This window comes from Pedobacter sp., from assembly GCF_039594775.1.
Lineage (GTDB): Bacteria > Bacteroidota > Bacteroidia > Sphingobacteriales > Sphingobacteriaceae > Pedobacter.
This window is the reverse complement of record NZ_JBCNMT010000011.1, coordinates 36,500-59,463: the sequence shown is the minus strand read 5'-3', so window position 1 is coordinate 59,463 and position 22,964 is coordinate 36,500. Positions and strand designations below refer to the sequence as shown.

At 38.6% G+C, this 22,964-nt stretch carries 17 protein-coding genes; 4 read left to right on the top strand and 13 right to left on the bottom strand.

Going from position 1 to position 22,964, the window contains the following annotated elements; genetic code table 11:
* Positions 1-5 precede the first annotated feature (5 nt).
* Both ABDV71_RS18985 and ABDV71_RS18980 read right to left on the bottom strand, forming a co-directional pair.
* Positions 6-494 carry a VOC family protein gene (locus tag ABDV71_RS18985; protein WP_343535388.1) on the bottom strand — a complete coding sequence of 163 codons (489 nt, stop codon included), beginning with the start codon at positions 492-494 and terminating at the stop codon, positions 6-8.
* A 71-nt stretch (positions 495-565) separates the two neighbouring features.
* Positions 566-1,387 carry a helix-turn-helix domain-containing protein gene (locus ABDV71_RS18980; RefSeq protein WP_343535387.1) on the bottom strand — a complete coding sequence of 274 codons (822 nt, stop codon included), beginning with the start codon at positions 1,385-1,387 and terminating at the stop codon, positions 566-568.
* A gap of 106 nt (positions 1,388-1,493) precedes the next feature.
* On the opposite strand from ABDV71_RS18980, the gene ABDV71_RS18975 reads away from it, so the two are divergent.
* Entirely contained in the window at positions 1,494-2,045 is a 552-nt protein-coding gene (locus ABDV71_RS18975; protein ID WP_343535386.1) for a DUF6624 domain-containing protein, read from the top strand.
* Here the strand turns inward: ABDV71_RS18975 and ABDV71_RS18970 are convergent, their stop codons facing one another.
* Both ABDV71_RS18970 and ABDV71_RS18965 read right to left on the bottom strand, forming a co-directional pair.
* Positions 2,046-3,860, bottom strand: coding sequence for a hypothetical protein (locus tag ABDV71_RS18970; RefSeq protein WP_343535385.1), 1,815 nt, complete (start codon positions 3,858-3,860; stop codon positions 2,046-2,048).
* Positions 3,861-4,042: 182 nt separating this feature from the next.
* Positions 4,043-4,678 (bottom strand): competence protein, encoded by a 636-nt coding sequence (locus ABDV71_RS18965; RefSeq protein ID WP_343535383.1) that lies wholly within the window; start codon positions 4,676-4,678, stop codon positions 4,043-4,045.
* A 295-nt stretch (positions 4,679-4,973) separates the two neighbouring features.
* Between ABDV71_RS18965 and ABDV71_RS18960 the strand changes: the two genes are divergently transcribed.
* On the top strand, positions 4,974-5,822 hold the full coding sequence (locus ABDV71_RS18960; protein WP_343535381.1) for a DMT family transporter: 849 nt from the start codon (positions 4,974-4,976) through the stop codon (positions 5,820-5,822).
* A gap of 48 nt (positions 5,823-5,870) precedes the next feature.
* On the opposite strand, the gene ABDV71_RS18955 is transcribed toward ABDV71_RS18960, so the two are convergent.
* From ABDV71_RS18955 to ABDV71_RS18915, 9 genes are all read right to left on the bottom strand, one after another.
* The gene (locus ABDV71_RS18955; RefSeq protein ID WP_343535379.1) at positions 5,871-7,319 is read right to left on the bottom strand and encodes a nicotinate phosphoribosyltransferase; all 1,449 of its coding nucleotides are present in this window, start codon (positions 7,317-7,319) and stop codon (positions 5,871-5,873) included.
* Positions 7,320-7,330: 11 nt separating this feature from the next.
* Positions 7,331-8,170, bottom strand: coding sequence for a ribose-phosphate diphosphokinase (prs, locus tag ABDV71_RS18950; protein ID WP_343535377.1), 840 nt, complete (start codon positions 8,168-8,170; stop codon positions 7,331-7,333).
* Between the two features lie 108 nt (positions 8,171-8,278).
* A complete protein-coding gene (locus ABDV71_RS18945) occupies positions 8,279-8,983 on the bottom strand; it encodes an NUDIX domain-containing protein (RefSeq protein ID WP_343535376.1) in 705 nt (234 codons plus the stop codon).
* A gap of 99 nt (positions 8,984-9,082) precedes the next feature.
* Positions 9,083-10,507, bottom strand: coding sequence for an amino acid permease (locus tag ABDV71_RS18940; RefSeq protein ID WP_343535374.1), 1,425 nt, complete (start codon positions 10,505-10,507; stop codon positions 9,083-9,085).
* 7 nt (positions 10,508-10,514) lie between these two features.
* A complete protein-coding gene (locus ABDV71_RS18935) occupies positions 10,515-11,678 on the bottom strand; it encodes an LLM class flavin-dependent oxidoreductase (protein WP_343535372.1) in 1,164 nt (387 codons plus the stop codon).
* 1 nt (position 11,679) lies between these two features.
* A complete protein-coding gene (locus ABDV71_RS18930) occupies positions 11,680-13,395 on the bottom strand; it encodes an amidohydrolase (protein WP_343535370.1) in 1,716 nt (571 codons plus the stop codon).
* A 97-nt stretch (positions 13,396-13,492) separates the two neighbouring features.
* Complete coding sequence (locus tag ABDV71_RS18925) at positions 13,493-14,959, bottom strand: RagB/SusD family nutrient uptake outer membrane protein (RefSeq protein WP_343535368.1); 1,467 nt, start codon at positions 14,957-14,959, stop codon at positions 13,493-13,495.
* A gap of 17 nt (positions 14,960-14,976) precedes the next feature.
* A complete protein-coding gene (locus ABDV71_RS18920) occupies positions 14,977-18,174 on the bottom strand; it encodes a SusC/RagA family TonB-linked outer membrane protein (protein WP_343535366.1) in 3,198 nt (1,065 codons plus the stop codon).
* Between the two features lie 552 nt (positions 18,175-18,726).
* On the bottom strand, positions 18,727-20,307 hold the full coding sequence (locus tag ABDV71_RS18915; RefSeq protein WP_343535364.1) for a L,D-transpeptidase family protein: 1,581 nt from the start codon (positions 20,305-20,307) through the stop codon (positions 18,727-18,729).
* A gap of 271 nt (positions 20,308-20,578) precedes the next feature.
* Here ABDV71_RS18915 and hisG point away from each other — a divergent pair, with 271 nt between their 5' ends.
* Positions 20,579-21,430, top strand: coding sequence for an ATP phosphoribosyltransferase (gene hisG, locus ABDV71_RS18910; RefSeq protein WP_343535361.1), 852 nt, complete (start codon positions 20,579-20,581; stop codon positions 21,428-21,430).
* 193 nt (positions 21,431-21,623) lie between these two features.
* The gene (hisD, locus tag ABDV71_RS18905) at positions 21,624-22,940 is read left to right on the top strand and encodes a histidinol dehydrogenase (RefSeq protein WP_343535359.1); all 1,317 of its coding nucleotides are present in this window, start codon (positions 21,624-21,626) and stop codon (positions 22,938-22,940) included.
* Positions 22,941-22,964 lie beyond the last annotated feature (24 nt).

Below are 22,964 nucleotides of genomic sequence, written 5' to 3'. Positions count from 1 at the left end.
TTCCATTAATGTGCCGAATGTAAGCCCAGTTTATTTCCTTCGGTATCTATAAACAAAGCAAAGAATCCCATTTCTGGGCTAATTGCTGTTTTAGGTACTAACACTTTTCCACCGTTTTTTTCTATTTTATCTAAAACTGGCTTTAAATCATCACCTGCATTCAGGTAAAGAACCGAGCCTTTTGTAGAGGGTTCATAGTCATTCCCTTTGGCCAACACCACATTTACAGTTCCCTCATCATTTGGAAATATCCCCATTCTTACACCGTCCATTTGCATTTCTTCTATTTTAATCCCTAAAATAGTTTGATAAAATGTTACCGCTCTTGAAAAATCGGCTACAGGAATTTCTACTATAGAAATTAAATTTTTCATACGATTTGCCTTTTGATCAACTATTTGATTATTTGATTGTTCATTTGAACCACTTTTGCTTCTACAGGCTGCAAATACGCCCACAAGCAATAGGGTAACCAGCATTGTCTTTCTTTTCATATCTTCTTGTTTAGTTTAACAAGACAAAGCTAACGAGCCTATTTAAACGAAAATTGTATGAATGCGACAGTTTAATCTTTGGAGTAAAAAATAGTGGAGAGCTGCATTTTATCGTTTTCCAAAAAGTCTTTAGGATTTATTCCTGTAAGTTCCTTAAAGTCTCTGTTAAAATGTGCCTGATCATAATATTCATTATCATAAGCAATTCGGGTAAGATTTTCTGTTTTTTGGTTGAGCAACATCTTTAAGGCAGCCTGCAATCTGATGACTTTCCCCAATTGTTTTGGACTTAGTCCTACTTGTTTAAAGAATTTTCTTTCCAACTGCCTTCTTTTAGATAAATCATTTTTAAGGATAGCAGTTATGGTAGTATTTCCTTTTGTCAAAAAAAGCGTTTCAATAGTTGCTTTTACCACATGATCGATAGTTGCTTTTTCGCTTAACTTATTTAAAAGGAAGTCTTCAATAATGGCAACACGTTGATGTTCATCTGCAGCATTAATAATGCTCTGCTCTAATTCTATGGAAGGTGTTTCTCCAAATATTTGTGCGGTAGGTGTTTCTTTATTGGCCAGTTCTTTAATGGGTGTACTTATAAAATTGGCAAAGCCGAAAGGATAAAACCGAACAGCAAAACAATGCACATAACCCGTAGGCTCAATAATAAACGGCTCGGTAATTTGACCAACTACGATGGCTCTGGGTTGTATGATAAATTCATTTTCTGAAGTGTATCGTTTGATATCGTCACCCAAAATAAAGATCATTTCAAGGCATCCGTCGGGCACAATTCGTTGCCTTTGTGTATCAGGTTCCTTAGGGACTTCTAAAGTCCAATAACATTTAACTACCGAAGCCAAGTTAGCGTGAGGTTCAAATGTTTGGTAATTCATAGCGATTTATTGATCAGTTTCAATCTGCGTTTAAATAAAGATATGATTTTTTATATCTTACTGTTTTTAAAGATAACATCGTAAATTTCAGTATAGCAATAACAAAATGAATAAGCCTATCGCTAATGAGCTAATAGCAATGGCACAACACGACCTACAGGTGCGTGAGGAGCTTTTAAAGCAAGGCAAGCTCTCACCTGGCTATCATCCAGAGATGGAAAGTGTTCATCGAGAAAATGCCAAAAGACTAGACGAAATCATTAGATCCATTGGATATCCTACAATATCAAAAGTTGGCCAAGAAGCCAGCGATGCAGCTTGGTTAATTGTTCAGCATGCCATTAGTACTCCAACTTTAATGAAGAAGTGTTATGCACTATTATCAGAAGCTCCAAATGAGGTAAACCCACAAAACCTTGCCTACCTACATGACAGGATATGTTATTTTGAAGGTAGACCCCAAAAGTTCGGAACCCAGTTTGACAATCGTGGGTTATATCCAGTAGAAGATAAGGCAGAAATGATTCGTTTACGTGAAACTTTAAATCTGAGCGCACACGATGAAAATCTTATTGTGGAATGTAAGGACATAGAAATGAACCTACATCCTCATGATAAAGAATTTAACCTTTGGAGAAAGAAAATTGGCTGGATATAATCACAATCTTACATTGAATAAGAGCCTACTGTTTGGATCTAGCACATAGCTTTCAATCTCATCTTCCGATATGGGAATAAGCTGCTCTTTAGCATTCATGTCTATTTTTCTATCAATGCTCTTTCCATTTTTCAATTTAATTTGAATTTCAAGGGGAAACATAAAAACATTGCCTTCCTGATAAATTTTAAGCGCATTCCCTATGTTTTGTACTCTTAGCATTGGAATTTCTTTACTTTTTAGCCACGACATTAGAAAAGGTTCCATATCAACCTTAGCCACTTTGGATGTTTCAGCGATAAAGGATTGAATAGTCTGTTTTCCTGAAGCAATAAAGTTTCTCATTACCAAAGCGAGTTTATCCTTACCTAATTGATTTTCTAAAATATAAAATAGCCATGCCCCTTTACTATAGGACACTCCGCTATTGCTATAATCATCCCAAAGCGACTTTTCACCTTCGAATTTGCCATTGAGGTAATTTTGTTTCTGCGATTTGAAAAACTTTGCGACAATAGAATCTCCGTAAACGGATGATAGCATAAACGACTCCGCATAAGTAGCCCAGCCTTCCATTAAAAAATTGGTAGCCGGTCCTGTTGGGCTAGTCCAACCATGAGCCACCTCATGCCCAAAAATAGCCCTTGGATTAGGTTGATCTGTAATTAGATAGCTACCGCTTTGTCCTGCAACGACCATATCATTACTCCTATTTTTCCATCCATTCCCACCCGAACGATCCTGTACTATACCCAAATAATTGCCAATGGGTTTACCAAAATGCTTTTGCAAGGTGTCATAATACTTCGAAAAATGGCTACGTAATAACTCTTTATTTGGAGAAAAATCCTTTGCAGCATAAACCGATAGTGATAAATCACCTATTTTAATCGCATCTACTTCCCAATTACGATCATAATAAACAGATAAACCAAAAGTGGGATTTCCAGATTTAGCAGTGATGATCCTATAATCGCCTATAACCTGATCCTGTTGAGGAAGACTGGTTGCTAAATGGTATGCCTTGGGAATACGGCATCTCAAACTAAAATCGGCTCTATCATTAGCGCTGGAAAAGCTAAAAAATGGATGCCAGTAATATTGATTACGCATATGCCCGTAAGCTTCGGAAAAGTAGCCAGAATTTTTATCGTTTTCGTCCTGTTCAACATCAATGATATAATCTACCACAAGTTGTTGTTTCGATTTTTGGGGTGCCTTTACGTATAATAACCCACCACTAAACGTAAAGTCCACAACTGATTGATTGAGCAACAGTTTTGTTATTTGTGCCTTGTGGTTCAATTTAACGGCGAAACCAATAGGATCTTTTACATCAATCATCAAAGTATCGCTAACCTTTATCCCCTTTCCGGGCGAAAAAATGGCTGAGATATGCTGCTTCTTAATTTGATTGGCACGATCTATTTGAATCTTATCCTTAACCTGCCAAATTCCATTGATTAATTTCAGCTTATAAATACCTGTATAGTAGTTCGAAAAATTGGTCTCGTCACCAGAATTCCCAAACAAAAACAATCCGCTCAACATTACGTAAGCCGTATCAGCATTTACAGAAATCACTTTTGATTTTCCGGGCACCTTCAAAATATTTTGGGCAATAGCAGTGGCATGTACCTCTCTAATATTTTTCAATGCTATAAGACGGTTAAAATCTTCGGCATTGTTATTTTTGAAAGCAGAATCTATCAGTGTAAGCTGATGTTTAATTGCACTTACCTTAGCTTTTTGGGCATATACGCTTGCAGACAGCAAAAGCAAAACAGTTAAAATCAGCTGTGTTTTTTTGTTCAAATAAATTTTTATTTGATTGAGAAACATTAATAAATGATCAGAAACCCTTTGCGTAAAGATATTATCCATAAGTTTTTTTTATTTACAAGACAAGGTAAGCACAGAAAGGGTTGCATGCTTTTAAACAGATTGCGAGACAAAAACATAAAAAACTGATTAACAAGAGAGTAAACACTAACCGATTACCCTAAATAAGCAGCAATAAAATCTTTTCGAGGAATCATCTGCAAATATGCGTAGGCGCCCGAAAGCTGTGGCCGCTGTTTCAATCGATAAAGAAAGTAACCTCCAAAATCAAAAATCATAGGACATTTAGCTTCGTACCAAACCCTGTGTGGATGTTTCCAAGTAAAAGAAAAATAATGCGAAGTGAGTTTCAATCCAAAAAGCTCTGGATGGCCAAGAGATAATAGCTTAGGTTTGGTTTTTCCTAAATCTGTTTTGCGGAACAAGGTGAGATTAGCGGTATGGGAAAATTCGTAATCAGCTAACTTAAAATCGTCTACATCTGGTAAATGTTTCAGGATTTTAAAGCCCTTGAACTTTTTGCCATCTACCACCCATACCAAATTGGGATAAAACAGTTCTCTACTACGTAGTTCTTCTAAAGATATTGGCGAATGCTGAAATTCGATAGTGGTTCCGCAAGGCGTATGCACATCGGCACGGTGATGACAAGCCTGCTCTTCACTGTAAAAGGTTCTTTCACGAAAAGAAACGGGAAAAGCCTCCTTCCATTCACGATGCCACACACTTTCTCCAAAAGCGTTCAATTTCCCAACCGCAAGTACTTCTTTTTCTACTATTGATTTCGCCATAAGGCAAAGCTAGCAATCCTCTTTCTCGTTTAAAAAATATTCTTATAAGTTTTAAAATAAAAAGAACTAGTTACCAACCTACATTGCAGCCTTTTATTTTATATTTGCCTGCATACAAATCCACAGCATGAACAGAAAAAGTTGTCTTCCTCCTCCAACACATTAGTAGTTATCTATAAATGAGCATAACTATGCCAATGATTGAACATCTGGCAGATTGCTTATTGACTTTAATTATTAATTATTTATCTCCTATCCATTAGGAAAGACAATTTTTATGAAAAAATCTTATGTCATGCTGCACATAGCAGTAATACTTGCAGGCTTTACGGGCGTTTTTGGCAAACTCATTTCACTTAACGAAGGCCTCTTAACATGGTACCGGGTACTGTTTTCTACCATTATTTTGTTCTTTATTTTAAAACTGTCGAAGGTAAAACCTCCCTCTTCTACCAAAGAAAAGTTTAACATTGGAAAAATAGGCCTGCTAATTGCCATCCACTGGGTATTCTTTTATGCCAGTATTAAATACGCCAACATTTCTATTGGTGTTGTATGCTATTGCCTCACCAGCTTTTTCACGGCCATTTTCGAGCCTATTTTAAATAAGAAGCAATTTAATATTTCGCAACTACTGCTCAGTTTATTAACGCTATTGGGCATTAGTCTCATTTTTCATTTCGATACTTCCTACCAACTGGGTATTGGATTAGGCATTATTTCTTCGGCCTTTGCTGCCTTATATACTATTTATAATGAGCGTTTGGTTCGAAATTATGATAGCAAACAAATCAATTACTATCAAATGCTTGGCGGTACTGTTGGATTAGGATTGGTATTACCGTTATATCTATATTTTTTCCCTGTGGACAGCCTTATCCCCAAAGGGAAAGATGCTGCTTATCTGTTTTTGCTAGCGTTGTTCTGTACCGTAGCCCTATATGTGATGTTTGCGGAAATTTTGAAAAAGATAGCGGCTTTTACGGTTAATTTAACTTTTAACTTGGAACCTATTTATGCCATTATCCTTGCCTTTTTGTTTTTCAACGAGGGCAGAGAGGTAAATAGTTCCTTTTATTATGGCTTGGCTTTGGTGATACTATCTGTGATTTTGCAATCAGCAAGTGCTATAAGGAAAGGATAATGAATAAGGTGGTAAGATACCATGTACGTTTTACCACCTTATTTACCCTTACATTTCTGCAGCAATGGTCTCCTGCTTTTTAAGCCATTTTCTAATAGAAGATAAATCTGTTTCTTTAACCAATTTACCATTATAAAATACTGTTTTCAGTAAGGAGTCTACTTCCTCTTCTGGGCTGCATTGATCTTTGGTCACATAAGCGTCTCCTATTTTCCTTAAACTTAGCAAGCCTTTATGAGATCTCTTTTTTTGATCTGTAATGGGATCTTTTTCTATTTCTCTTGCTTCGCCATTGACTTCCACATAAGTGGCTTTTATAGCAAAACCTAAAGTATCACGACTGTGGTTCCTTAATATTCCACCTACACCGATTACTAAATTACTCGCCGCGTAGCCCATTTCTTTAAGCCGCTCCAAAGTACGTTCATACCTTTCAAGATACATGCCATCGCCATAAATTAAGCCTACATGTGGGTTTAAAACTTTATAGCCCTTGCTATTTAAACGGGAACCAAATTTTTCATCCAATAAACGGACAGCCCCTTTCCATTCATTACTTCCTTTTTCGGCATTTGGATCGCCACAGATGATGTATTCAGGATTACCACTATCTGGCCTAAATACCACCTTTCCATCCCTGCTCAGAATATCTTCTTTTAAATTTTCGGCAAATTCGGTCAACACTCTGTACACATCGAAAGTATCAGACACTATTGATACAATGCCAACTGGGTATTTTTTTAACATGTGACTAAATGCCTCAATTTCTTGATCCCTACCAAAAGAACACATTACACTGTGTTCACTAGCAGGAACAGACAACAAGATAGGTTCATTAGTGTTTGCATGATAATACTCAATGGCACAAGGTAAGGCAGGTACATTATCACTTCCCAAGAAAGAAAGCAAATGAGCTACGCCACTAATTGCCGCTCCCTCCTCTGATGAATCTCCTCGGTAGCCAAAATCGTGGACTTGGAAATCTTTGAGCGCATTTAAGCTTTCGTCATCTGTATCATTAAAAAACCTATCCACTAAACGACGATATTGATAGCTACAAGTCGCTACCGTAGTAGTGTACCATAATTTCAGCAATAGGCTCTCTACAAATCCAACTACCCAATAAAAATCAGGATGTGTATTGGTAATGGTCATCAAAACATTCCTTACGGGTAAAACCGTACCTTCTTCTACCGCTTTAATTTCTAAAGGAAGGTAACCAAGCTTACATAGTGCACGGATTTTACTTTCCACTTCCGGAGAATTTTCCCCACCTAAAATCATTTTACGATAGGTCAAAAATTCTTCGCCCATTGCTGGTGTAATGGGTTGCGAAAGGTATCTTTTAATATAGTATTGAAGGCCGAAAAAAACCGTTTCATTAAATTTCCGATCACTTCGAGCGATTAGATAAGAATATACTTTATCACATCCTGGAGCATATTGTTCCATATGGCCCATTTTATACACGTCTGTTTGTAAGAGTAGGTTATTCATGGTTTGAAATTTTAATATTCAATTAGATTAGATAGTTGGATACGACTAATTAAAGAGGAAGAAGTATCCTTAATCGAATCTGTAGTATAAATTTGATCGATATATTGTGATAATTCCTCTTCTCCTTTGGACATGATTCCATGAGATACAATTAAGCTCACGCGACCTGCATTTCTTGCTTTAAGCTCTTTTGCAACCCCAATAAATGTTGCACCACCATCACAGATGTCATCTATAATAAAACAATCTTTTCCTTCTAGATCATCATGATCAACAGTTAGCTTCTTGATCCTACCGTTACTCACATCCCTAACTTTATTACAAAGCACGATATCATCAGTATAGCCCAGTGCTTCTGCTACTTTATAAATCTTTTTTAATGCTCCAGCATCAGGCGATACCAGTAGGTAATCAACTTTCTCTTTCAATACCTGTTTCACCAAATCATGATTATTGATCAATTTACAGTTATTCAAAAGCGCTAGGGAAACTTCTGAATGCACATCAAATACCATCACCTGATCAAAACCACAACCATTGATCAAATCGCACATTACTTTGATTGATAATGGCTCCCCATCAACCATCACCCTGTCCTGACGAGCATAGGGCAAATAAGGAATAACTACACTGATAGATTTGGTACCGCTTCTGCGCAAGGCATCAACAGCTAATAGCAGTTTCATGATATCATTTGAACTATTAAGCCTAATGGAAATAAAAACCTTAGCAACATTGGCTGATAATTTAACGTGCACCTCGCCTCCACTAAAAACAAAGCTGTCTGCATGTATTGATGTTGAGGCGGAAGGAAATGGATTAAAGTCGGGTGATAAGTTTAATGTCGTCATTTTATTTGCGTTATAATGACACAAATAAAAAACATTAATTTCTTATCTCCAAATAATTTTGTGTAAAAATTACACAAATTAATTTAACAAGACTTTTACGACATGAATTTAAATAAGATTATTAAGGTTAAATCCGTTGATTTTCAACTCTTTATACTTAATCCTATCAAAGAAATACAGCTTAGCTGGCCTACCTGCTGACAATACCGGCGCTTTCTCGTCCAACTCCTTTACCAGTCCTAACGACATGATTTTACGCTTAAAATTACGGCGATCTATATCCCTACCCAACAGTAACATGTAAAGCTGTTCCAAATCAGAGAATGGAAATTTGAGATCTAGCAATTCGAAACCAACGGGCTCGTAGGTAATTTTTGCTCTTAACCTGTCGATCGCCTTGCCAACAATTTCCTGATGATCAAATGCTAATTTTGGTAATTCATTGATATTGAACCAAGCGGCTTCGGAAGCATCTGTTGAGGCAAACAAACTAAAATCTGCTGATTTTACTAAACCAAAATAAGCTACGGATACAATACGCATTCGTGGATCACGACCGGGTTTTCCGAAAGTAAAAAGCTGTTCTAAATAGTTGATAGAAATGCCTGCCTCTTCTTTAAGTTCTCGCTCCACCGCTTGCTCCAATGCTTCTTCCTCTTTAACAAAACCTCCCGGCAAGGCCCAATCACCACGAAAAGGGGCTATGTTTCTTTTGATCAACAGAACGGAAATGCCACTTTCTTTACTATAGCCAAATACAATGGCATCAACTGTGACTTTAATATCTTGTTTGATTGAAGAAGCTTTTGTCATTTGTACAAATGTATAGATTTGCTTCGTAAAGAGTCAACTAAAAAGACTGTACCGTATCTAAAGACACCAATATTCGTAAGAACAGCAATGGTAAAGGAATTAAATATGCTCAGTTACTTTGTGTCTTTTATTGAAATAATATAAAGGTATCCCCACTAACGCAATAATTAAACCTGGCCAAGTAAAATAAGGCTTATAAATGATGAGCAATATGCAAAAACTTAGTCCTAAAATAATATAAATGGCCGGCAATACGGGATAACCTATGGCCTTATACGGCCTTTCTAGATTTGGCTTTTTTACCCGGAGGATATAAATACCCGCAATGGTAAGTACATAAAATAGCACAGCAATAAAAGTAATCATATCCAATAAATCACCATATTGACCACTCAAACACAAAATAGAAGCCATTACAAATTGGATCCACAAAGCGTACTCAGGTACTGCATGTTTATTGAGCTTGGCTGTTTTTTTAAAGAACAAACCATCTTTTGCCATGCTGTAATATACCCTGGCACCTGCCAAAATCAATCCGTTATTACAGCCAAAAGTCGCTACCATAATGAGCAAAGCTATAATTACTGTACCACTGTCGCCAAAAATGGCCTGCGAAGCAGCAATACCCACCCTATCTTTTTCTGGTGTGGCAATTTCCGTTAAAGGCAGTACCATGGTGAACATTAAATTAAGCAGCACATAGATGAGTGTTACCAATAAAGTGCCCAACAACAAACTTAAGCCAATATTCCTTTTAGGATTGTTGATTTCGCCCGCTACAAAGGTTACGTTATTCCAAGCCTCGTAACTCATAATGGCACCAACCAATGCCGAAGCGATTGCCCCACCGAAAGCAGGAAGATTTTGATAGTTTAGGAAGGAACCATCAGGTAAAATCTTCTTAAGTTGAAAAGCATCACTCCAATTGATACTCACTACATCGGCTTTAAAATAAATGAAACCGAAAATGATCAATCCTGCAATACTAGCAATTTTGGTCAAAGTAAATACCAATTGAATCCACTTCCCACCTTTTACGCCTTTGGTGTTGATGTAAGTGAGTATAAAAATAAGTCCTATAGCCAATAGCTGTGCAGGTGACACCTTGAAACTGCCTATGCTAAACAACACCAAATCTTCACTTACGCCAGGCACAAAATAAGCCAGAAACTTATAGAATGACACTCCTACCGCAGCAATGGTCCCTGTTTGGATAACCGCGAACAAGCTCCAACCGTAGATAAAAGCCGTTAAGGGATTATACGCTTCCTTTAAATATACATACTGACCACCAGCTTTTGGGTACATTCCACTGAGCTCGCCATAGCTCAGTGCTGCAGTTAAGGTCATAAAACCTCCTATAATCCAAACTAAAATCAACCATCCTGCTGAACCAGTATGACGGGCGATATCTGCACTTACGATAAAAATACCAGAACCCACCATACTACCAACTACCAACAGCGTAGCATCCAGCAGATTCAATTCTCTTTTAAATTGTTTAGCATTTTCTTCTTGTTTCATAGTTAGTTTACTTTAAAACTGCGGTAGTTAATGGGGTAATGGGGGTAGTGCCTGGAATGCGGCCTTGCAGTTCAGAAAGGGAAGCATTAGGTATTTGACTGAGAATATGTTTAGCGAAGATTTCAGACTCTTCGATTAATGGGAATCCTGAAAAAATGAATGCACGGATTCCCATATCCATATAGCGGTTCAGTTTGTGGATAATTTGATCGGGGTCGCCCACCAAACCACCACCACAACCAGAAAACACTTTGCCAATGGTTGTCCATAAATGGGGTTCAATGTAACCTTCGCTATCGGCGTTTTTACGCATTTCATCTTGCCTAATCACGCCCAAGGAGCGCGAATCCTCTCCTCTTGCCCTTATTTCTGCTGCACGTTGCTCATTAAAGAAGCTCAAGAGTTTCTTAGTTTGCGCCTTAGCTGCATCTTCGGTTTCTCTCACAATCACGTGGACACGCAAGCCAAAATCTATTTTCCTACCATATTTAGCAGCCCTTTGGCTCATATCCTTCATGGTTTCGTACATGGCCTCTTCTGTTTCGGGCCACATTAAAAATGTGTCGCAGTATTTGGCACAAATTTCCCTTGCCCCCTCTGAAGTTCCTCCGAAATATAATAGCGGTCCGCCATTTTGCTGATAAGGTTTTACAGGATCGGCAGCCATTTTGAATTGATACAATTCACCTTTGAAATCAATCTCTTCCTGTGTCCAAGCCTGTTTTAAGATTTCAATATTTTCTGCGCAGCGCAAATATCTTAATTCAGGGTTTTCTCTTAGCCCGGGCAAATCAGAATTGATGATGTTAATGGTCAGCCTTCCTTGGAGCATGTGATCTAAACCTGCTAATGACCGGGCCAACATCGGTGGATGATATTCGCCTGTACGAATAGCGGTGATTAGATTGATATTTTGGGTAAATGGTGCCACTCCCGAAGCGAAAGTGAGCACCTCTTGTCCAACAGTGTAAGCCGTTGGCAGTAATATTTTGTTATATCCTAAACGGTCGGCGGCCAATGTAATGTCTTTACAATGCTCGAAACTGCTTCGTCGCTTGCCATCTAATAAGCCTAAATACTCCGTATCTCCGCCAATGATGTCATTGAACCAAGAAATTTCTGCGACGCGTTGTGTGGTTTTAATAGGTACGGTTGTGATGTGATTTAACATGTTATGGTTTCTTGTAAATAGATCTTCCTTCTTTAATGGTCTCCAACACTTTAATATCTTTGATTTTGGCAATGTCTATTTTTAAAGGATTTTCCGACAGGATAACTAAATCGGCTTTCTTCCCTACTTCAATAGAGCCTTTGTCCTTTTCTTCGCCATATTGGTAAGCCCCATTGATGGTGATAGCCCTCAAACCTTCTAATACCGTTAATCTCTCTGCAGGGCCTATCACTTGACCTGAACGTGATTCACGAGCTACCGATGTCCACCATAGGAATAATTGACTAATAGGTGTTACCCCAAAGTCAGTATGGTTGGTAAAAATAATCTGCTTAGTTTGTGCAGATTTTAATGGACTTAAAAACCAAGCCCTTTCTTTGCCGAGGTTACGTACGTGTACATCGCCCCAAAAAAATGCGTGGTTGGTAAAGAAAGAAGGAATGAGCCCTAGAGTTCGATAATCGTCTAACTGATCTGGTCTTACAAACTGTGAATGGATAATTACAGGATGCAAAGCATTGCTACGTTCAGGAAATTGCTGATTGGCCTTTTTAATCGCTTTAATGTACATATCAATGGCCGCATCACCATTGCAATGGGTAAAAGGTTGTATGTTATGTTCAAAACAATACTGAACGGCTTTATCCAATTGCTCCTGTGTAATGGTAGGAATACCTGTGCAATGTTCATGACATCCTGGAACATCTACTTGATAAGGTTTGGTGAAGAAAGCAGTCTTCCCCTGTGGCGAGCCATCAGTAAAAATCTTGGTTCCTTTTAATTTTAAATGATTATCAAACTGATTAAAAGCATATTTACGTTCGTTAACTAAACGAGATAAAATGGCGAATGATGGTAACGCCTCAATATCAATGTAAAGTCGCTTTCTTTTGGCCGCTTCTTTTAAAAGTTCAATGGAAGGCAAACTGCTTGCACCATCTTGTGCGGTTGTAACTCCCTCACTAGCATACAATTGTTGCTGTTCGTCTAAAAGACGTAATTGTTCTTCTAAACTCGGCTTTTCCCTATCTCCATCGGTTTTCAGTACTGAACGACCTCTTTCCAAAAGTAGGCCTGTAGGTTGTCCGTCTTTACCTTTCACCACTTGTCCGCCCTCTGGATCTTTGGTATTTCCATCTACGCCGGAGATTTTTAAAGCATAAGAATTCACCACCACCATGTGGCCAGAGGTATGGGTAAGCAACACTGGATTATTGGGAAATGCAGCATCCAAATCTTCCTTGGTAGGATGCCTTCCTTCTTTCAACTGATCGGGGTCATAACCTCTGGCATTGATCCATTCGCCCGCTTTGATACCTTTTTCTTTTTGAAAAGCCTTAAGTACCGTGATGATATCGGCAATGGTTTTCACCGAACCTACCGGCGGCGGTGATAAATCTGCCGTTTTAGACCTACCCAAGCTCATAAAATGGCTATGGCCGTCAATAAAACCAGGAATAAGGGTTTTGCCTTTTAAATCAATTACCCTCGTTTGACTTCCTTTTAGCTGATTGATATTTGCCGTACTGCCTACCGCTAAAATCTTTCCATCCTTAACGGCTATGGCTTCCGCTAAGGAATTGTTTGGATCAACAGTGAGTATATTGCCATTGATATAGATTTGATCAGCAATGGTCTGTTTGTTTTTAAAAGCATTAAAGAAAATTAGCGCAACAAAGGCTAGAGATGCTAAGCTAAAAGCGATGTTCTTTTTCATTTTTTAATTTGTTTAGCCATAGACGCACAGATTGAATTACACTTATCAAATTCAAAAAGCTTTATTTGTGTATCTATAGCGATAATCATTTCATGATTTATATACCCCCATTGGTTCCTTGTTCATCTGCGGGAATTGGCCAGATATAGTTGTTGGCAGTTGGTAACACTTGCGCCACGCTACCGATCCCACCTGTTTTAGCTGGAAAAGGCTGCAACCTGCGTTGAAGGTCTGCCGTTCTAAAACCTTCACCCAATAGTTCTATCCTTCGTTCGGTTAAAATGGTATTGATGAGGTCAGCTTTAAGCGTAACGGCTGCTGCTGGAAACGTATAGTTCGCATCCGAACGTTTCCTAACGGCATCCAATAAAGCTCTTGCGGTCGCTAAATCATCCGTCTCAGCAGCTGCTTCCGCATAGTTCAACAGCACTTCGGCATAACGCAATACTGGAATATAATCGGTAAAAGGACTGGCAGATTTCGGAAATTTGTTCAGAACATTTTGACCGTTCTTAACGGTAATAAGTCCTTTTCTAGCGTCTGTAGAAGTGGTGCCAGATAAAGCTGGATTACTATAAATGCCAGCACTATTTAACGATAGAATTACTGCTCCTACGTAGTTGTGTGCTAAAGCACTTTGTGAATCTGGTGCATCCAAGGCATTAAAAGGAATAAAGAAAATGGCTTCGTTGCCTATGTAACTTCCTCCAAACACTGTTGCAACATTGGTCTCCAATCGGTGCGTAGTTGTTCCGGCAGTGTACACAAATGGCGCTGTAGTATTAGGAACCAATTTCTTCGCCTCCAATACTACTTTAGGAAAATCACCTTTAGCTAAATAAACCCTTGTTTTAAGGGCGATAGCACTTGCTTTATGGGCTCTTGAAGTATTGAGCGCATTGCTACTGTAGCCTGTAGGCAAGCCTACTTCTGCTTCATCCAAATCCTTAATAATTTGATTATAAATAACTGCAACGCTTGATCGTGCCAAGTCATCATTACCTGCAGAGGTTTGTGGCGTTAATCTTAAAGGTAAACCAGCACTTACACCCTGATCAGCAATGTAAGGCTTCGCGTATACCTGAACCAGAGCGAAATAGGAAAGTGCTCTGATGAATTTCGCTTCGGCCAAATATTGGTCCTTTAGCGCACCACTCACCACGGTAGTGCTACCTACACGATCTAAAAAGATATTCGAATTATTGATAGCCTGATAGGCCAAGCTCCAAAGATTACCTACAAAGCTGTCGGTAGAAAGTGCGGTATGCTGCCAGATTAAAGCACCTTCGGCCGCATTTCCTGAGTTTTGACTAAACTCCTCTCCTCGCTGTTCGTTAAACAGAATGTACCGACCACCATAAAATTGCGCTCGCTGTACCCGATAATAAAGATTGTTCACCTGAGCCAAAATTTTCTCAGGTGTACTAAATGCAGAAAGCTCAGAAATAGCAGTTTGGGGTTCTGTATCGAGGATATCTTTGGTGCAGGAAGGTGCCAATAGCGTTATCAATCCCGCTACCAACCCAGCCGCTAAGTTTTTTTGATATGGGTATATAGTTTTCATGTTAATGTGTAAATGGATTAAAACTGAAGATTTAGACCTAAAGCAAAGGTTCGGGCATTTACAACGGCATTATGATCTTTACCGGAAGCAATAGAATTTCCATTGATAGAAATTTCTGGATCTGAGCCGCTATAATTGGTAATGGTAAACAGATTGGTGGCTTGTGCATAAATCCTTAAACTTGAAACACGTCCGTTAAATAACTTTTGCGCCGGTAGGCGATAACCCAAAGCCACATTCTTTAATTTCAAGAAGGAACCGTCTTCTACCATTGCTGAGTTAGTGATAGAAAATCCAGTAGATACATTATCAGAGAAGTAAAGCTTGGGAATATCGGTGACTTGCCCAGGTGTGGTCCATCTATCTAGTACAAAAGTTCCATTGTTAAAATAGCGTTGGTCTAGCAAATTGGCCCGGGTACCGTTATAAAGTTTATTTCCTCCAGAAAAGATGACACCGAAATCAAAATCAAATCTTTTATAGCTGAAATTATTATTTAAACCTCCGTAATAGGTAGGTAATGAAGAGCCCTGTATCCTTCCATCTAAATAGTTATCTATGGCGGGTGCCACAGCGCCATCTAAATAGGTCCATTTATTGGCAGCAATATGGTTGTATTGTACCTGTTGGCCATTTCTGTTGATGAAAATACGGTTGCCATTAGCAGGATTAACTCCATTGGTAGGTACTGCCCAAATAGAACCAATAGAATAACCCTCCCTTGTCATATTCTGAATGCCAAAATTGCTCGGACTATAAATATCTGTACCGTTGAATAGAGCAGTTACCTTGTTTTGAAGGGTAGAAATGTTAAAGTTGGCATTCCATTTAAAATTATCTTTTTGGATAATAGCAGCGGTTAGGGCAAATTCAAATCCCTTGTTGTATAGAGAACCTACGTTGGCACTGATCACATTTCCGGGAATACCTTTTGATGGCGCTTGTTTGGCATCTAAGATTAATCCGTCAACTTTATTGTTGTAGTAATCTGCTTCCAGTGTGACCCTATCTTTCAGAAAGGATAAAGCCAACCCAATATTGCTTTTCTTACTGGTTTCCCACTTTAACTGGTCGTTTCCGGCTTGTGTAAACCCTAAAGTAGCAATGCCGTTGTAGGTTGCCGCACCGTACAACCCCAATGAAGGGAAATCTCCAATGTTGATATTACCTACTTCTCCATAACTCGCTTTAATCTTAAAACGATCGAAAATGGTGGCCAACGATGAATTTTTGAAAAAATCTTCTTCAGATAATACCCAACCTAAAGACCCTCCATTGAAATTGCCAAATCGATTATTTTTTGGCAAGCCTGAATAGCCGTCTCTTCTGAAACTATAGCTCAACAGATATTTGCTTGCAAAGCTATAGTTCAAATTGGCAAAATAGGAGATAAACCCGTTTCTACTTTGTGAATTGCCGCTAGGTGTAATGGTGGTAAAACCTCCTTGATAGCTGGTAAAGAAAGGATCCGAAAGCCCGGCTCGCTGCGCACCCCAGCTATCCACCGTGGTCACTATCTCCTCATAACCTGCCAGCACATTCACATTATGTTTTTCAGCAAAGGTCTTATTGTAGTTAAGAGTATTTACCCAATCTGTCCTGTTTAACCTTCTATTTGTATTGGTGGCCGTACCATTGGCTGCTCCAGCATCACCATGTAAGCCATTTTGAAAGCTCAGGTTTTCTATATAAAGTTTATTCAACCCGTAGCTCGTTTTAAACTTTAAACCCTTTAAAACCTCTAATTCGGCATACACATCGCCAAGCAATGAATTGCTTTCGGAACTATACTTATCTAGATCGAGAATAAGCTGTAGATTGTAAGCATTAATGTTGCCCACATAAGCCGCACTGGAAGCATTGCTATTATTAGCTCCATACCCTACTCGTTGTTTATCTTGAATATTGTAAGACCCATCTTCATTATAAACGGCCACATTTGGAGGCAAAATGTAAGTCATTCGAGAGAGCGCATCCGTTCCAATATACTGTCCTGGCAAAGAGCCCGTAGCAGGACCGCGTCCCAAGGTATTATTGTAACCCAAGTGAGTTCCTACGGTAACATTGCTAAACAGTTTATGTTCTAAATTGATTCGAGCCGTTTTTTGATCTAGGTCGTTAGTACGCAGAATACCATTTTGTTTGCCATAGGCCAAAGAAATAAAATAGTTGGTGGACTCGTTAGCTCCTGAAAAACTAACGTTATGGTTTTGAGAAACCCCGTTGTGATAAGCTACATCATACCAATCTGTATTCACCGTTGAACCATCTGATCTGGTTTGTAAAGCGAAGCCTGCTTGCTTACCAGCATTCAACATGGATTCATTTTTAATGGCTACGTACTGATAGGCATCCAACAACTTAGGCAAATTTGCAGGAGTACTTACATTCGCCCACGTATCATAGCTTACCTTAGTTTTACCAGTTTTACCTCTTTTGGTGGTCACTACCACTACTCCATTTGCGGCACGTGAACCGTAAATAGCCGTCGCTGAAGCGTCTTTTAGCACATCAATGGATTCAATATCACCAGGATTAAGGTTAGATAAAGGGTTATTCCCTACGTTTCCTCCTTGCTGACCTGTAAAAGACGGCACTCCATCAATCACAATTAAAGGGTAAATACCCGAAGAAATAGAATTGATTCCCCTAATACGGAAAACCGGAGCAGCATTAAGCACACCGCTAGGCTGCACAATATTTACCCCCGCTGCCTGTCCGCCAATTAATTGATCGAAGCTTTGCGCAGGACGATTAGCAATTTGCTTTGCGCCCACCCTAGCAGCTGAACCGGTAAAATCCTGTTTCTTTTGAACATTATAACCAGTGATGACAATACCACTGAGTTCATTAGTTACTTCTTGTAGTTCAATAGTAATAGGGGAACCATTAGCCGTTACTTTCTGTTTTTCGTAGCCGATGTACGAAACAATTAGATTATATGGAAAACTTTGTCCCGTAACCAAGTTGAATTTTCCATCAGCATCGGTTTGCGTTTGGTTGGTCACTCCCTCTATTTGCACCACAGCTCCTGCCAAAGGCTCTTTAGTACGGGAATCAATCACCTTACCAGTTAATTTGGAGTTGATCAAAGGAGTATTTTGGGCAGTAGAAGTAAGAGAGAGGAAAAATAGAAAGATTGAGAGACTTAGCGTGTAATGTTTTGACAAAGCCCTACCCTTAAAAAAGCGGTTGGCTTTTCCATTTTTTTGCATAATTTTACAATGGTTTTAATTAGAGAATTGAAGCAGGTTGCAACGCCAATTGATTACCTGTTTCAGCTTTAACACCGAAGGGGAAATATTTTTATTTCCCTTTTTTATTTTAAGTATAGTTTAACACATCATACGTTTACCTCCGCAATAAAAAATCATTATCAATGTATTGTCTGTCGAAATTTCAGCAGCAAATATAGGAATTAATAATAGACTACAAAATTAGTAGACTATTTTATTTAATTTATTTTTAGCCGCTTAAAAAGATGGTTTAAAGCACTTTTTATGATGAATTCGCCCTCTCCCCAACCCTACCTAGAAATCGGAACAGGTACTATTTAAGAACGAGAGGGAACAGGAAGTGCTATTCCATGAAAATTTTAATGGAGTGAGTTCGCGACAAGCGTTTAGTGATTTTTCATCATCTCAAGGTGTAGCAAAGCTTCTTCGCTCTACTAAAATAGAGCTTGCAACACCGCTATGTGTCTATGTGGTTATATTTTATTTTCTATTTAATGAATCACATAGGCACATAGCGCCTCAATCTAGAAATTACATGTATCTCTTCAAGGCCTCCCAAAGAATTGGGTCGTACTCGTAAACATCAGGTCTAAATTGTACCCTACCCTTGGCATCTGCCCAGGCAGTATAATAAGCGATGAAAACACCAATGCTCTTACGAGGCGAATACCAAGTAGGCTTTAATTGGAAAACATTTAACGTATCCGCTTTCTTGGCCAGTTTCTTTTTAAAGATTTCATTCTTGGTAGTGTCTATCGGAGGCAAATCCACATCCATACGCAACTTATCGTACTGATATTTATCTTTGACCATTAGTTCTGCAAACTTCAAAGGCTGCTCAATGCGCACACAACCATGACTAATGGCACGATTAGCAAGCTTAAAACCATATTTATTGTTAGTATCGTGCAGGTAAATACTTGAACTATTGTCAAACACAAACTTGAATTTACCTAGTGCATTGCCCTCACCAGAACCTTGCTTAAACTTAAAAGGCAGTTTTTCGCGTGGATATTTGTTCCAATCAATGGTATCTGGGTCGGCCACTAATTTGTCTTTGTAATAAACTTTGATGTTGTTATTTGAAAGATAGTAGGGATCTTTTCTTGCCATCCAATAAATTTCGCTCTTAGCAATACTTACGGGTATATTCCAAATAGGATTTACCTGTATGGCATTAAAAACACTAAATAACTGCGGTGTTTCGTGGTTTTTAGGTTTATCATCTAGCTTACCTGATTTCAAAAAGATTTTCATTTTTTCAGTGTAGGCTGCTTCACGCTTACCTCCTACGCAAACATTCATATGCGCTAAGGTATCGCTCTGCTTAAACCAAGTTAGGGTAAAATCGGGAATATTTACCACTACCAATTCCTCAGTTTGTAACGGCAACCGCCAGCGCATACGCTCCATGTTAAGTTTAATGGCTTTTATCTCTGGTGTATTATCATTACCTAAACTATCCCTATAATGGGCCAACGCTCGTTTAAGCGCTAAGTATGCATCCGTAGATGGTTGTGCTTTTTTTAATTTGGATACCAAATCACTCGTGTTCAATACTGAGTCCATTTTCAAACTGTCAGGACGCTGCACCGGAATATAAAAGCGGTTAAAGAAATTTCTTGGATTGATACTTCCATAACTCATAAAGTTGGTATATTTATTCAATGCATAGGCGGCATTAAGCTCTAAGTCAGCTACTAGCTCATAAACTTCATCAATGGTTTTAAATTGATTTTTATTGAGTAGCTGCAATTGCTTTTCGTAAGTGGTATAGTTAAAAATCTCAGGATTAAAACCATCAAACTTACTATTGGCAAGGTAGTTTTTTAAACTATCCAATTGTCCATTTACGTAAAAACGGGTGACCAATTGAGGCAAATATTCATTCTTTTCATAAAAAGCGGTAATGAGCTTGGGATTTAAAAAGCCTTTACGCTGCTCTTCAAGTTTCGCCTTAAATAAAGGTTTGTAAACTGCCGTGTCGAATTTGTTGTACAGTTTGTTATTGAAATGCTCAGATAATACTACAGCAATCTCCGGTTTTTCTTTAAACCAGTTACAAGCGCTCAAAAAAGAGCAAAAAAGAAGAAGAAATAGCGTTTTTTTCAAGGTTAGAGGTAAATTATTCAACATTAATTTATATTAGATAAGCATTTAACACAAATAAAATGCCATTATTTTTTGCATTGTATACTAAACTAGTATATATTTGCCATGTGTTCCTGCAAAATTAAGGAAAAGAATAGTAGTATAATGATTCAATTTTTAAACCATCACTTGCATTTCCATCATCGCCATTGTGGCGATATGTAATGTTATGTTCTGTACTTCAGAACGGTTTAAAATAGATTTTATATTTCTTATCCTTTAATTTTAACAAGTGAAAACTCTTAAAATAGCTATCCAAAAATCGGGTAGATTAAACGAAAAATCAGTAGAAATTCTTAAAAATTGTGGTTTATCATTCGAAAACTACAAAAGCTCATTAATTTCAACCGTTACCAATTTCCCTCTTGAAATCTTATTCCTTAGAGACGATGATATCCCCGAATATGTACAGGATGGCATTGCCGATTTGGGCATTGTGGGCGAAAATGTGATTGTGGAAACAGGAGCCAATGTTTCTTACCTACAAAAATTGGGCTTTGGCAAATGTTCTCTAAAAATTGCCGTTAAAAACGATAGCGATATCAATAGTGTAGCGCAATTAGATGGCAAAGTGATTGCCACCTCCTACCCTGTAATTTTAGAAAAATTCTTAAAAGCCAACCAAGTTGAGGCACAGATCAGAAATATCTCTGGCTCGGTGGAAATTGGACCAGGCTTAGGCTTAAGCGATGCCATTTTCGACATCGTATCTACAGGTGGGACTTTAAAAAACAACGGCCTTAGACCATTTACTAGCGTGATGGATTCGCAAGCTGCTTTAGTATGTACGCCAGGTTTAGAATTTAATACCGAAGTATTAGAACTGGTTCAAAGAATCCAATCGGTACTTAGGGCTAGGACTACCAAATATGTAGTGCTTAATGTGGAGAAGAAAAACCTTAAGGCAGTAGTTGAATTATTGCCAGGCGTAAAGAGTCCAACCGTAGTTCCCTTGTTCGAGGAGGATTGGGTAGCCGTTCATTCGGTAATTGACGAACAAGATTTTTGGGTAAAAATCAATAGCCTAAAAGCCGCGGGTGCACAAGGTATCGTGGTGATGCCAATCGAGAAAATCATTACCTAAGTTTGAAATATTGAAACCACATAGACACATAGAAAGCAGTTTCAAAACAGGAAGCCAAACTCGTTTTTCTTCCAATGATATTTCAGAAATTGCAACCAAAGAAAACTATGTTTCTATGTGTTCAAACAACAAAAATCACTCAAAATATTTAATTTTTACTATTAACTATTAGTTAATTTAAAATTTTAAAACATTGAAAATCTATAATTTTAAAGATTTAACTCAACAAAAACTGAAAGAACTATGCTCTCGAAGCATTTCTGACGACAATTTAGTTAAATTGAGGACGGAAGAAATCATCAACAACGTAAAAAGCAATGGAGATAATGCCTTGTTCAGTTACGCTCAACAGTTCGACAACATCGAACTTTCTTCTCTCTTCATCAACAAAAGCGAACTGGCAGAAATTGCGAAACAGATTCCCCCATCGGTCAAAAGTGCCATAGATACTGCCTACCAAAACATCCACACCTTTCATGCCTCGCAACTTAAGCAAGAAGACAAGGTAGAGACGATGCCAGGTGTAACTTGCTGGCGTGAGGCAAGGGCAATTGAACGGGTGGGCTTGTACATCCCAGGAGGTACCGCCGTACTACCAAGCACCTTCTTAATGCTAGGCATCCCCGCTAAAATTGCTGGCTGCAAAGAAATCGTAGTTTGCTCCCCGCCGCAACAAGACGGAAAGGTGAATTGCTACATTGCTTACGTGGCTACCCTTCTTGACATCGAAAAGGTTTATTTGGTTGGCGGCGCACAAGCCGTTGCGGCCATGGCCTATGGCACCGAAAGCATCCCTCAAGTTTACAAGATATTTGGCCCCGGAAACCGTTATGTAACCGAAGCAAAAAAACAAGTACAAAATAGTGTGGCCATTGATATGCCTGCAGGCCCATCGGAGGTTTTAGTGCTCGCAGATGATACTGCCATTCCGTCATACGTAGCCGCAGACCTTTTAGCGCAAGCAGAACATGGAACTGATAGTCAATCGATTTTAACTGTTACCTCAAATGATACTGCAAATAAAATTATTGAGGAAGTGGAAAAGCAATTGCTAGCCTTACCCAGAAAGGACATCGCCGCAGCAGCCATCGCCAATTCCTACGTAATGTTGGTCGACGACCTAGCCCAAGGAATGGAATTTAGCAATATCTATGCTCCCGAACACTTGATATTGGCCACAGAAAAATACGAATCACTTATCCCATTGATCAACAATGCGGGTTCTGTATTCTTGGGTAATTTAACCCCTGAAAGCGCAGGCGATTATGCTTCTGGAACTAACCACACTTTACCAACAAGTGCTTTTGCCAAAGCCTATTCTGGCGTTTCTATTGATACTTTCATTAAGAAAATCACGTTTCAACATCTATCTGTCAATGGCTTAAAAAACATTGGTAATACCGTGGAAGTACTGGCAGAAGCGGAAGGACTACAGGCGCACAAAAATGCAGTGAGTATTAGACTTAAAGAACAAAGAATAACGAGCAAAGAACAAAGAAGTAGATACTAGACAAACCATTTAAGTCTTTTATCT

Excerpts from the sequence above, each read along its gene's own strand:
- ABDV71_RS18965 (WP_343535383.1), bottom strand. The coding sequence starts at position 4,678 with ATGGCGAAATCAATAGTAGAAAAAGAAGTACTTGCGGTTGGGAAATTG.
- ABDV71_RS18940 (WP_343535374.1), bottom strand. The coding sequence starts at position 10,507 with ATGAAACAAGAAGAAAATGCTAAACAATTTAAAAGAGAATTGAATCTG.
- ABDV71_RS18920 (WP_343535366.1), bottom strand. The coding sequence starts at position 18,174 with ATGCAAAAAAATGGAAAAGCCAACCGCTTTTTTAAGGGTAGGGCTTTG.
- ABDV71_RS18980 (WP_343535387.1), bottom strand. The coding sequence starts at position 1,387 with ATGAATTACCAAACATTTGAACCTCACGCTAACTTGGCTTCGGTAGTT.
- ABDV71_RS18955 (WP_343535379.1), bottom strand. The coding sequence starts at position 7,319 with ATGAATAACCTACTCTTACAAACAGACGTGTATAAAATGGGCCATATG.
- prs (WP_343535377.1), bottom strand. The coding sequence starts at position 8,170 with ATGACGACATTAAACTTATCACCCGACTTTAATCCATTTCCTTCCGCC.
- ABDV71_RS18985 (WP_343535388.1), bottom strand. The coding sequence starts at position 494 with ATGAAAAGAAAGACAATGCTGGTTACCCTATTGCTTGTGGGCGTATTT.
- ABDV71_RS18930 (WP_343535370.1), bottom strand. The coding sequence starts at position 13,395 with ATGAAAAAGAACATCGCTTTTAGCTTAGCATCTCTAGCCTTTGTTGCG.
- ABDV71_RS18945 (WP_343535376.1), bottom strand. The coding sequence starts at position 8,983 with ATGACAAAAGCTTCTTCAATCAAACAAGATATTAAAGTCACAGTTGAT.
- ABDV71_RS18975 (WP_343535386.1), top strand. The coding sequence starts at position 1,494 with ATGAATAAGCCTATCGCTAATGAGCTAATAGCAATGGCACAACACGAC.
- ABDV71_RS18935 (WP_343535372.1), bottom strand. The coding sequence starts at position 11,678 with ATGTTAAATCACATCACAACCGTACCTATTAAAACCACACAACGCGTC.
- ABDV71_RS18960 (WP_343535381.1), top strand. The coding sequence starts at position 4,974 with ATGCTGCACATAGCAGTAATACTTGCAGGCTTTACGGGCGTTTTTGGC.
- ABDV71_RS18925 (WP_343535368.1), bottom strand. The coding sequence starts at position 14,959 with ATGAAAACTATATACCCATATCAAAAAAACTTAGCGGCTGGGTTGGTA.